The 10,878-nt window shown below is 71.6% G+C and carries 11 protein-coding genes; 7 read left to right on the forward strand and 4 right to left on the reverse strand.

What is annotated here, in order from left to right:
• Positions 1-86: 86 nt before the first annotated feature.
• The 3 genes from ACTWPP_RS10990 (at position 87) to ACTWPP_RS11000 (ending at position 3,153) form a co-directional block, all read left to right on the forward strand.
• Positions 87-1,565 (forward strand): serine/threonine-protein kinase, encoded by a 1,479-nt coding sequence (locus ACTWPP_RS10990; RefSeq protein WP_443104077.1) that lies wholly within the window; start codon positions 87-89, stop codon positions 1,563-1,565.
• Between the two features lie 84 nt (positions 1,566-1,649).
• A complete protein-coding gene (gene mshB, locus ACTWPP_RS10995) occupies positions 1,650-2,549 on the forward strand; it encodes an N-acetyl-1-D-myo-inositol-2-amino-2-deoxy-alpha-D-glucopyranoside deacetylase (RefSeq protein WP_443104078.1) in 900 nt (299 codons plus the stop codon).
• Between the two features lie 52 nt (positions 2,550-2,601).
• Positions 2,602-3,153, forward strand: coding sequence for a DUF6113 family protein (locus tag ACTWPP_RS11000; protein WP_443104079.1), 552 nt, complete (start codon positions 2,602-2,604; stop codon positions 3,151-3,153).
• 6 nt (positions 3,154-3,159) lie between these two features.
• Here the strand turns inward: ACTWPP_RS11000 and ACTWPP_RS11005 are convergent, their stop codons facing one another.
• The 4 genes from ACTWPP_RS11005 to rocD all read right to left on the reverse strand — a co-directional run bounded on the left by ACTWPP_RS11005 (position 3,160) and on the right by rocD (position 6,032).
• The gene (locus ACTWPP_RS11005; protein WP_443104080.1) at positions 3,160-3,297 is read right to left on the reverse strand and encodes a hypothetical protein; all 138 of its coding nucleotides are present in this window, start codon (positions 3,295-3,297) and stop codon (positions 3,160-3,162) included.
• Positions 3,285-3,590: an MFS transporter gene (locus ACTWPP_RS11010; RefSeq protein ID WP_443104081.1), complete on the reverse strand. Its 306-nt coding sequence runs from the start codon at positions 3,588-3,590 to the stop codon at positions 3,285-3,287. The genes ACTWPP_RS11005 and ACTWPP_RS11010 overlap by 13 nt, the downstream gene beginning before the upstream one ends.
• Before the next feature lie 52 nt (positions 3,591-3,642).
• The gene (locus ACTWPP_RS11015; RefSeq protein WP_443104082.1) at positions 3,643-4,611 is read right to left on the reverse strand and encodes an LCP family protein; all 969 of its coding nucleotides are present in this window, start codon (positions 4,609-4,611) and stop codon (positions 3,643-3,645) included.
• A gap of 257 nt (positions 4,612-4,868) precedes the next feature.
• Positions 4,869-6,032, reverse strand: coding sequence for an ornithine--oxo-acid transaminase (rocD, locus tag ACTWPP_RS11020; RefSeq protein WP_443104564.1), 1,164 nt, complete (start codon positions 6,030-6,032; stop codon positions 4,869-4,871).
• A gap of 207 nt (positions 6,033-6,239) precedes the next feature.
• On the opposite strand from rocD, the gene ACTWPP_RS11025 reads away from it, so the two are divergent.
• From ACTWPP_RS11025 to ACTWPP_RS11040, 4 genes are all read left to right on the forward strand, one after another.
• Complete coding sequence (locus ACTWPP_RS11025) at positions 6,240-6,695, forward strand: Lrp/AsnC family transcriptional regulator (protein WP_443104083.1); 456 nt, start codon at positions 6,240-6,242, stop codon at positions 6,693-6,695.
• A 27-nt stretch (positions 6,696-6,722) separates the two neighbouring features.
• On the forward strand, positions 6,723-7,205 hold the full coding sequence (gene rraA / locus ACTWPP_RS11030) for a ribonuclease E activity regulator RraA (RefSeq protein ID WP_443104084.1): 483 nt from the start codon (positions 6,723-6,725) through the stop codon (positions 7,203-7,205).
• Positions 7,206-7,362: 157 nt separating this feature from the next.
• Complete coding sequence (locus ACTWPP_RS11035) at positions 7,363-9,429, forward strand: M6 family metalloprotease domain-containing protein (RefSeq protein ID WP_443104085.1); 2,067 nt, start codon at positions 7,363-7,365, stop codon at positions 9,427-9,429.
• A 201-nt stretch (positions 9,430-9,630) separates the two neighbouring features.
• Positions 9,631-10,854: a hypothetical protein gene (locus ACTWPP_RS11040; RefSeq protein WP_443104086.1), complete on the forward strand. Its 1,224-nt coding sequence runs from the start codon at positions 9,631-9,633 to the stop codon at positions 10,852-10,854.
• Positions 10,855-10,878 lie beyond the last annotated feature (24 nt).

The following is a 10,878-nucleotide window of genomic DNA, read 5'->3' on the forward strand; positions in this document are numbered from 1 at the left end:
GGGAATGACCCGTGCCCGGGTCCGCGCTCGCGTAAGCTCAAAGCTTCCCCAAACACTTTCATCGTCGCGGGCTTGAGGAGTGGTCAATGCCGGAGCTGCAGCCGGGAGATCCCCGGCGGCTTGGCTCGTACGAGATCGTCGAACGACTCGGCGAAGGCGGCCAGGGGGTCGTCTACGCGGGTGTCGACGCCTCCGGGAACAGGGCCGCCGTCAAACTGCTGCGCGCCGACCTGGCCGGCGACACGATGGCGCGCAACCGGTTCGTCCGGGAGGCGCAGGCGGCCAAGCAGGTGGCGCGGTTCTGCACCGCGCAGGTCCTGGAGGCCGACGTCGCGGGCGACCAGCCCTACATCGCCAGCGAGTACGTGCCGGGGTCGTCGCTGTACAAGCAGATCACCGACGGCGGCCCGATCACCGGCGCGGCGCTGGACCGGCTCGCGATCGGCACCGCGACCGCGCTCGTCGCGATCCACCAGGCCGGGATCGTGCACCGCGACTTCAAACCGCACAACGTGATCATGGCGCCGGACGGGCCCCGGGTGATCGACTTCGGTATCGCGCGGGCCCTGGACACCGGGCAGACCGCCGCGACCAAGGCCATCGGCACCCCGTCCTACATGGCGCCCGAGCAGGTGGCGGGCGCGACGCTCACCGAGGCCGTGGACGTGTGGGCGTGGGCGACGACGATGGTGTTCGCCGCGACCGGCCACCCGCCGTTCGGTGACGACACCGTCGTCGCGGTGATCAACCGGGTGATGCACGAGCCGCCGTCGCTGGAGGGCGTCCCGGAAGACCTGCACCGGCTGATCGGGGCGTGCCTGGCCAAGGAGCCGGAGCGGCGGCCGACCGCGCAGCAGATCATGATGGCGCTGATCGGCAGCGGCCCGGGCGGCGCCGGGCAGACCCGCATGGACGACCCCGCGCAGGCCACGACGATGCTCGCGGAGGGCTCGACGCTCGCCGCGGGCGGGCTCGCCGCCGGGGGTCTGGCCGCCGGCGGGATGATGGCGGGCTCGACCCAGCCGGGCGGCGGGGCACACCGTGTGTCGCCCGCCGACTACACCGGGAACCTGCCGCCCGCCCCGCCCCCCTACGGCGGCGGCGGGCGCGGCCGCCACGACGACTGGGAGCCCGAGCGCAAGTCCAAGTGGCCGATGTTCGCCGCCGCCGCGGCCATCGCCGCGCTGGCGCTGGTCGTGGGCCTGTTCATGGCGAACCGCGGCGACAACTCCCCGAACGCGCCCGTCACGCCGTCCGTCACCGACTCCGCGACGGTCGAGGAGACCCCGACCGATGACGAGACCGAGGAGCCGACCCCGACCCCCACCCAGACGCGCGAGAACACGCCGCCGCCGCAGACGTCCTTCCCGACGCAGGACCCGCCGACCACCGACACTCCGACGGACCCGCCGACCACCTCCACCCCGACGGATACGCCCACCGGCGGCGGCGGTGGCGGCGGGGGAACCGGCGGCGGTGACGGTGACGACGGTGGCGGCGGCGGGACCGGCGGTGGCGGTGACGCCGGTGGCGGCGGTGGCCCCGGGACCGGCGGGGGCGGCTGAGCCGGGACGGTGACGGCCCTTCCGGGATGCTCGGTGCAGGGCGGTCATGACCCGGGTGTCGCGCCCTGAGTAGGCTCGGTGACTATGAAGGAGCCGCGGATCCTGTTCGTCCACGCCCATCCGGACGACGAGTCCATCGGGACCGGGGCGACCATGGCCAAATACGCCGCCGAGGGCGCCCACGTCTGTCTCGTCACCTGCACGCTGGGTGAGGAGGGCGAGGTCATCCCCGAGGACCTGCGTCACCTGGCGTCCGACAAGGAGGACCGCCTCGGCGAGTACCGCATCGGGGAGCTCGCGGAGGCGTGCGCGGCGCTCGGCGTGCGCGACCACCGCTTTCTGGGCGGGCCGGGACGCTGGCGCGACTCCGGCATGATGGGCGCGCCCACGAACGACCATCCCCGCTGCTTCTGGCGGGCCGACGCCGACACGGCCGCGCTGGACCTCGTCCCGGTCATCCGGGAGGTCCGGCCGCAGGTGATCGTCACCTATGACGAGCGCGGCAACTACGGGCATCCCGACCACATCCAGGCGCACCGCGTCGCGTGGCGGGCCTACGAACTGGCGGCCGACCCGTCCCACGAGGACGGCGCGGAGCCGTGGCGGGCCGCCAAGTTCTACGCCTACGCCACCCCGCGCACCGTGCTGGCCCGCGCGATCGCGGTGATGCGGGAGGCGAAGCTGCCGTTCGCCCGCGTCGCCGGGCTGGACGAACTGGGCTCCGGTGTCCCCGACGGTCAGGTCACCTCGGTCGTGGACGCCCGCGCACACCTGCCCGCCAAGCTCTCCGCGCTGCGCGCCCACCGCACCCAGATCGTCGTGGCGCCCGAGCAGGTCGGCCCGTTCTTCGCGCTGTCTAACAACCTCGGGCAGCAGGTGTTCGGCACCGAGTACTTCATCCTCCAGGCCGGTGAGCTGGGCCCGGTCGGCCCCGGCCGCCGGGAGCGGGACCTGTTCGCCGGCCTGGCCGACCCGCGCGCCTGAACGGCCGGACGCCCGGCGCCGCGGGGGGAGGCGGGCCGGTAGCCTGGCGTCCGTGGACAAGGACGACGAGGAGTCGCGGGTGAGCCTGGCGAAGAACGGCCTCTCACGCGTTCCCACCGGGGAGAGTGGGCCGGCGTCCCCCCACCAGGGCACGGTGGACGGCGCATCCGCCGCGCCCGGCCTGGAACGCCCGGACGGCGAGGCGCCCCTCGACGCGTTCGTGTCCGGTGCCGCGTACACGGCGCTCGGGCTGCTCGGCGCCCTGTTCGGGCTGCTCGGCTCGTTCATGCAGAACTGGACCACCGGCCCGGTCCCGGTCGCGGCGATCATCCTGGTGGCGCTGGTCTTCTGCATGGTGCGGCTGGCCGGGCTGGGCATGGGCGGGCGGCTCGGCGCGACGATCCCGGCGGTCATGTGGGCCCTCATGGCGTTCGTCATGTCGATGCGCCGGGCCGAGGGCGACCTGGTCGTCCCCGGGACGACCGCCGGATACGTCTACATCATCGGTGGCATGGTGGCCGCCGTGGCCGGGGTCATGCTGGTGCCCGCGGCCCGCCCGCCGGGCGACTGGCTGCTCGGGAAGGCGGCCCGCACCCGCGGGTAGCGGCCGTCAGGAGGCCATGGGGGTCTTCTCCTGTTCGACCTTGGTGAGGTTTCCGCCGCGGTGGCCCCGGAGAGTGAGGCAGGCGGCGGCGCTGAGCAGGACGACCGCGATCGGCAGCGCCAGCGTCGGCTTCAGGGCGTCCACGAAGCCGTGCGAGTACACCTGGGCGGGCTGGACAGCGTGAACAGCGCGACGCCGGCGATGAACAGGTTCTTCTTGCCCCACAGGTCGCCGAGCCTGCCGGCGGTGATCAGCAGGACGGCGAGCACCAGGATGTGGGCGTTGACGACCCACAGCACCTGGTCGAGTGAGGCGTCCAGCTGGTCGATCATGCTCGGGATCGCGATGTTCACGATCGTCAGGTCGAGCAGCGTCATGAAGAAGCCCAGGGAGAGCGTCAGCAGGATCGCCCAGGGGTTTCCGCGCCATCTGCTCATCAGGCGGCTCAGATTAGTCCACCGGTGCCGCTCCGGACGGACGCCGCCTGGCCTACCGGACGGCGTCGACCGTGTTCGCCGCGCCGTTGCGCGCCACGTAGTCGCCGACGCGGTCCTCCCGGACGGCGGTGAACAGGGCGCGGACGCCGTTCTCGTCCAGCAGCACGACACTCTGGTCGCCCCGCTCGTCCGTCTTCTCGACCGGGGCGGTCAGGTACTCCAGCAGCGACGTCTCCAGCAGCCTCCGGGCCAGCCCGCGCAGCGTTCCGGCCGTCACCGACCCGTCCACGGTCACCGAGCGGGTCGCCGCCCTGATGAACCGGTCGATCTTGATGGGGTTGCGGGTGTCCAGCGCCTTGTCGGCGAGCGCGTGCAGGAACGCCTGCTGCCGCTTGATCCGGTCGAGGTCGCCGCCCGGGAGGTTCCAGCGCTGCCGGACGAAGTCCAGGGCCTCGGTGCCGTTCAGATGCTGGCGTCCCGCCTCCCAGGTGCGGTCGTGCATCGGGTCGTGGGTGCGCTTGGTGATGGTGACGTCCACGCCGCCGAGCGCGTCGGTCATCTCCACGAAGCCACGGAAGTCGAGGGCGGCGTAGTGGTCGACGCGGACGCGCGTGAGCTGCTCCACCGTGCGGATCAGCAGCGCCGGCCCCCCGTACGCGAACGCGGCGTTGATCTTCGTCGTGCCGTGGCCGGGGACGGGCACCCAGCCGTCCCGGGGGATCGCGATCACCGAGACCCGCTCGCCGCTCCCGGACATGTGCACCAGCATGATCGTGTCGGCCCGGGCGCCCATCGACGGCATGTCCGCGCGCCGGTCCGAGCCGATCAGCAGCCAGTTCTCGCCGCGTCCGGTGGAAGACGGGCGGCCCGCCGCGGTGGGCAGCGCCCCGGAGATCCGCTTGACCTCGCCGTCGTAGGCGCGTTGCAGCAGGTAGAGGCCGCCTCCGAGCAGCATCGCGATGCCGAGCGCCAGCCCGCCGCAGCCGATGGCCAGCCGGCGCCTACCCCATTTCCGCAGCATGGGCCCGACCCTGCCCGTGAGGGCGCACCGCCCGGCCGCGCCATGCGGTCACCCGGCCAAGTCTTTGAGGACCCCGGGGTTTGGGGTTAACCCCGCGCCGACCCGAACAGTCGCGATCGCGTCCGAAGGCAGGTTTCAAGCGGAGCGAGAAACCTGATCGCGCAGCGAGCCGCAAGGCGAGCCGGAGCGATGCAGCGATCGCACACAGTGCCCGCCGAAGGAGGGCCCTCCAGTGCCCGACGCCAAGGGCACTGCAATCAATGCAGGGCGGCTTCCAGTTGGTCGAGGGCCCAGTCGAGGTCGTCGCGCTCGATGGTCAGGGGCGGGGCGAGGCGGAGGGTGGTCTCGTGGGTCTCCTTGGCGAGGACGCCGAGGTCCATGAGGCGCTCGCTGACCGGGCGCGCCTTGCCGTGCAGTTCGACGCCCGCCCACAGGCCGCGCCCGCGGACCTCGCGGACGAGGTCGCCCGGCAGCCCGCCGAGCCGCTCGTGCATGTGCGCGCCGAGCGTCCTGGAGCGCTCCTGGTACTCGCCGGTCTTCAGCATCGCGACGACCTCGCGGCCGATCGCGCAGGCCAGCGGGTTGCCGCCGAACGTCGAGCCGTGCTGGCCGGGCTTGAACACGCCGAGGACGTCCGCGTCGGCGACGACCGCGGAGACGGGCATGATGCCGCCGCCGAGGGCCTTTCCGAGGACGTAGACGTCGGGGACGACGTCGTCGTGGTCGCACGCGAAGGTGGTGCCGGTGCGGCCGAGGCCCGACTGGATCTCGTCCGCGATCATGAGGGTGCCGTTGGCCGAGCACAGGTCGCGCACCGCGCGCAGGAACCCGCTCGGCGGGACGTTGACGCCCGCCTCGCCCTGGATCGGCTCGATCAGCACGCCGACCGTGGAGCCGTCGATCGCGGACTTCAGCGCGTCGACGTCCCCGTACGGGACCGTGCGGAAGCCCGGCGTGTAGGGGCCGTAGGAGTCCTTGGCGTCCGGGTCGGTGGAGAAGCTGACGATCGTGGTGGTGCGGCCGTGGAAGTTGCCCTCGAAGGTGATGATGTTCGCCTGCTCGGCGGGGACGCCCTTGACCTCGTAGCCCCACTTGCGGGCGGTCTTCAGCGCGGTCTCGACGCCCTCGGCGCCGCTGTTCATCGGCAGGACCATGTCCTTGCCGCACAGCTCGGCGAGTTCGGTGACGAACGGCCCGAAGTTGTCGTGGTCGAAGGCCCGGCTCACCAGCGTGACGCGGTCCATCTGCCGCTTGGCGGCCGCGGTGAGGCGCGGGTTGCGGTGCCCGAAGTTGACCGCTGAGTAGGCGGCCAGCATGTCCAGGTAGCGGCGTCCCTCGACGTCGGTCAGCCAGACGCCCTCGGCTTCGGCGACGACGATCGGGAGGGGGTGATAGTTGTGCGCGCTGTGCTCGTCGGACATCGCCCTCAGCTGATCGGTCGGCCTCACGACGCTCCTTCGCGGCTCGGCCCGGCCGGGGTGGGGCCGGGCATAGCTGGGGCACCGGACAGGTGCCCGGTGCCGAGGGGGAGGGCCGGGCGGGTCAGGTGGCCGCCGGTCCGCTTCCCAGCGTATGTTCGGGATCGACCGTCGACCAATGACGAAAACTGACTTAGGGGGTGTTATTTGTTGCGTCTTGATGAGCTTGACCGTCGAATCGTTGCGCGGCTCCTGGAGGACGGCCGCGCGTCGTACGCGCAGATCGGTGACAGGGTCGGGCTGTCGGCCCCGGCGGTGAAGAGGCGCGTCGACCGGCTCCGCTCGGACGGCGTCATCAACGGCTTCGCGGCCGTCGTCGACCCGGCCGCGCTCGGCTGGACGACCGAGGCGTTCATCGAGATCTTCTGCACGGGTGCGACATCCCCGGACGAGATCTACTCAAGCGTGCGCGGCCACCCGGAGGTCGTCGCGGCGTACACGATCAGCGGCGACGCCAGCGCCCTCGTGCATGTGCGGGCCCGCGACATCCAGCATCTGGAGCAGGCCCTCGAACGGCTGCGCCGGGAGGACAACATCACCGCGACGAAGACGTCGATCGTGCTGTCCCGCCTGATCGGCCGCCCCACCGACGCGCCCTCCCACTGACGGATTACCGCCCAGTAGGCTGCCGGGATGGACTTCGCGACCGCTGACCTCATCGACGACTTCGGGGACGAGCTGCGCAGCTGCGAGACGCAGTTCCGGCGGTACGGCGGGCGCGCGTCGTTCGCGGGGCCGGTCTCGACCGTGCGCTGCCACCGCGACAACGGGCTGGTGAAGAAGCTGCTCAACACGCCCGGCGAGGGCCGGGTGCTGGTGGTGGACGGCGGCGGTTCGCTGGCGTCCGCGCTGATGGGCGACATGATCGCGGAGGCGGCGGTGGCGAACGGCTGGGCCGGGGCCGTCATCAACGGCGCCGTCCGCGACGTGGCGGCGCTGCGCGAACTGGACCTCGGCGCGAAGGCCCTCGGCTCGAACCCGCGCAAGAGCGCCAAGGACGGCGCCGGTGAGGTGGACGTCCCGGTGACGTTCGGCGGCGTGGAGTTCCGCCCGGGCGACTGGCTCTACAGCGACGAGGACGGCATCGTCGTCGCCGAGCGGGACCTGCTCGCGTGACGCCGTGATCCGCCGTGCCGTGACGCCGTCCGCCGGTATGACCTGGGCACGCTGTCCGACATGCCAGGGCATACATCGCGAGATCGGCTAAGTCGGCCGTAGCCGGGCGGAATCCCCTGCCTTACGTTCTGCGCAACCCACCAGAGGCAGGGGAGACATGCGCGCCAAGAACATGCTGCTGGTGCCCGCGACGGCGATGGGGCTGGTCGTGGGACTCGCGGCCGTCCCGGCCGCCGCGCAGGCGAAACCTCCGATCCCGAAACCGACCGCCAACCCGTGGCAGATGCGGCACTGGCCGCAGACGCAGCCGTGGCAGCGCGCCCAGCCGTCGCCCCGCACCTTCGCGGCGGGCGCCCCGCGTCCCATCGACCCGCAGAACTACGAGCTTCCCGACACGATGACGTGGGACGACTACACCCCGGTGCCGGGCGCGTCATGGGCCGACCCGTCCCAGAAGGGGTCGGTGAAGAACTTCAACGGCGCGATCGTCCTCGTCGACTACCCCAACCAGCCGTTCGAGGTCACGCAGCCGCACAACTCCAGCATCTTCGGCAACCCCGTCGGCGTCAGCGACGTCCCGCGCGGCGAGGTCGCCAAGTTCTACGAGGACTTCCTCAACAAGCCGCAGAAGCTCAACCACGGCCACACCCTCCACGAGTACTGGATGGAGGACTCCGGCGGCCGGTACGGGGTCGACCTCACCGGGTTCGGCGCCTACCAGATGCCCGCCAAGGACCACGAGTACGGCGTGGACAGCCGCATGCAGGGCGGGATGGGCTGCCCCAAGGGCGATACCTGCGACCGTGACCTGCGCGAGGACGCGCGGGCCGCGTGGATCGCCGACGTCGGCGAGGAGGAGGCGGGCAAGTACGACTTCGTGTTCTTCCTCAGCGCCGGGCAGGACGAGTCGTCCACATGGCAGGAGTTCGGGGAGATGAAGTTCGGCACGAAGGAGAACGTGCCGCCGGAGTGGGGTCCCGGTGACCCGAACCTGCCGAACTGGGTGGACACACGCTACATCGACTGGACGTCCTGGCAGGCCGGCTCGACCATCTGGCCGAACGCCACGTCCGGCAGCTCCACCCAGGCGGAAAGTTCCGGCATGTCGGTCTTCGCCCACGAGTTCAGTCACATCCTGGGCATCGGTGACAACTACAACAACCCGTACAGCGACCCGCCGCGCCGCTCCTACAGCGGCCCGTGGGAGATGCTCAGCCGCGGCACCTTCAACGGCCCCGGCGGCCCGCACAGCCGGTGGACGATCCCGGCGACGGGCGGCGCGTCCATGGGCGCGCAGCACATGCTCCGCAACAAGATGAAGCTCGGCATCGTCGACCCGGACAAGGTGCTCCAGCTCGACCGCGAGGCGCTCGCCTCGTCCGGCACGGTCGTCGCCAGGGTGACGGCCCGCGCCACCGAACCGGGCCGGAACGGCCTCGCGGGAATCAACCTGAAGCTCGGCGAGGGCGGCGACAAGAGCCCCGCCTGCGACACCGACACCGACCCGCTCTGCGACGGCGGCGGCTACGACAACTACACCATCGAGGTCGTCGACCGGATGGGCACCGACTCGTTCACCCCCGACTCCGGCGTCCTGCTGGCGAAGACCAAGGACCAGGACCGGGCACCGTTCATCTGGGTGAAGGACGCCAACCCGCAGGACATCGACAAGGTCGACTTCGTCATGCCGGACGGGACGCCGAGGAAGATGACGATCGGCGACTACCGGCAGCTCTCCGACGCCCTGTACCACGCGGGCGCCGGCTCCGGCAGCGAGTTCGAGTACGTCGACGAGGCCAACCGCCTGCACTTCTACGTGCTCGACCTGCATCGCGACCGGAAGGGCGTCCTGTCGTACACGGTCGCGGTCCGGTCGCTGGACGGGGCCGGGCCGCAGCGGCGCGGCGTCCGGGTCGGCAACGGCCGCGCCAGGCCGACCGGCGCGGGCTGGACGAAGTGCACGATGACGCTCCACAACAGGGGCACGGGCGGCGCCGGCCACCACGGCTCCGACGTGTTCCGGCTCAAGGCCGGCGTGTCCGGCGACGGCTGGACGGCCTGGCTGCCGAACGAGCTGGCCACCGCCGAGGCCAGGGGCCGCACGGAAGTCGAGGTGTGGGCGAAGGCCGGGCCCGGCGCGGACCGCCGCGCGCGCCTGCGGCTGACGGGCACCTCGGAGAGCGACCCGTCGAAGTCCGACACCGGGACGTGCCGCCTGCGCTGACCCCGGCCGTCCATGGACGGCCCCCGGCCCGCCGGGGACCGTCCATGACGCCTGTCCCATGACGCCCGGGCATCGCCGGCGGTTCACCCGGGCGGCGTAATGGCGGACGAAAACTAAGTTGCACCTCCCGAGGTCTGTCGGCGCCGTTTCGTCCGTCCGGCCTGGGATACGTTGCGGAACGTGATGATCTTGCAGCGTACAGTGAATGCTTTTGATGAAGAGCATTCATTCACCGGTGCCCGCCGTCGGAAGATCGCGCTTCTCGCGGCGGGCGTCCCGCTGGCCGCGCCGGTGGCGGCGGTGCCGGACGCCGTCCACGCGGCGCCCGCACGGGCGGCGGCCCCGGACCTCCGCGACTTCGACCTGCGCCGGGGATCCGACCGCACCGCGCCGATCCGGGCGCTCGACAAGAGGCTCCGCAGAAGCGGCGTCGACGCGCTGCTCAACTCGTCCGGGCAGAAAGGGCTCCGCCGCGGCTGCGGCAAGGCCGCCGGTGTGCCCGCCCACTCGCTCGTGTACTGCTTCAACAGGACGGACTCCACCACCAGGAAGTGGGTCCCGCAGGGCGTCACGACCGTCTCGGACGCCGTGGACGGCGAACGATGGGCGGGCGGCGGCAGGCCCATCCTCGTGTCCTGGCACGACAGCGGCCGCATCAGGCTCACGTTCGTCGAACCCGGCAAGCGCACCTACCGGCACGTCCTGCTCGTCTACCCGACGATGAGGGGCAAGCGGCCGACCTACACCGACATCGGCATCCACGCGGGCGGCATCGCCTGGTACGGCAACAAGCTGTACGTGGCCGACACCCGCCACGGCGTACGCGAGTTCGACATGCGCCAGATCTACGACCTCGGCAAGAGCAAGGCCGGCTCCATGGGCAGGTCGGGCAGGGTCGGCCTGCACGGCAAGAAGTACTACGGCCACGGTTACCGCTACGTGATGCCGCAGACGGGAAGCTGGCATTTCGCGCACGGAAAGGTGGGGTCTCGGTGCCGCGGCTCCGGCCCGCTGCGCATGTCCTGGCTCGCCGTTGACCGCACCACCTGGCGCCACGTCCTCATCGCCGGTGAGTGGTGCCGCCCCAAAGGCGCCCAAGGACGCGTGGTCACCTGGCCTCTGAGGGCGCTCTCCGGCACCCGCACCGTCCACGCCAACTGGGCCGCCCCCCTTCCCGGCGACCGGATCCAGGGCGGGGTCAGGACGAACGGCAACTGGTGGTTCACCCAAGGCCGCGGCAAGAAGCGCGGCAGGCTCCTCATGACCCGGCGCGACTGGTGGGACTGGGACCGCGTCACCTACCGCACCATCTCGCACGGCCCCGAAGACCTGTCCTGCTACCGGGGCCAGCACCGAATCTGGACGGTGGCCGAATACGCCCGCAAACGCGCCCTATGGGGCTTCCCCGCCGACCCCTGCCGCTGATCGGTCCCTTTGTGCACAGTGTGC

It is taken from the genome of Actinomadura sp. 3N407, from assembly GCF_052245875.1.
Classification (GTDB): domain Bacteria; phylum Actinomycetota; class Actinomycetes; order Streptosporangiales; family Streptosporangiaceae; genus Spirillospora.

Coding starts and splice junctions, on each gene's coding strand:
- ACTWPP_RS10990 (WP_443104077.1), top strand. CDS start 87: ATGCCGGAGCTGCAGCCGGGAGATCCCCGGCGGCTTGGCTCGTACGAG.
- mshB (WP_443104078.1), top strand. CDS start 1,650: ATGAAGGAGCCGCGGATCCTGTTCGTCCACGCCCATCCGGACGACGAG.
- ACTWPP_RS11010 (WP_443104081.1), bottom strand. CDS start 3,590: ATGAGCAGATGGCGCGGAAACCCCTGGGCGATCCTGCTGACGCTCTCC.
- ACTWPP_RS11015 (WP_443104082.1), bottom strand. CDS start 4,611: ATGCTGCGGAAATGGGGTAGGCGCCGGCTGGCCATCGGCTGCGGCGGG.
- rocD (WP_443104564.1), bottom strand. CDS start 6,032: ATGTCCGACGAGCACAGCGCGCACAACTATCACCCCCTCCCGATCGTC.
- rraA (WP_443104084.1), top strand. CDS start 6,723: ATGGACTTCGCGACCGCTGACCTCATCGACGACTTCGGGGACGAGCTG.
- ACTWPP_RS11035 (WP_443104085.1), top strand. CDS start 7,363: ATGCGCGCCAAGAACATGCTGCTGGTGCCCGCGACGGCGATGGGGCTG.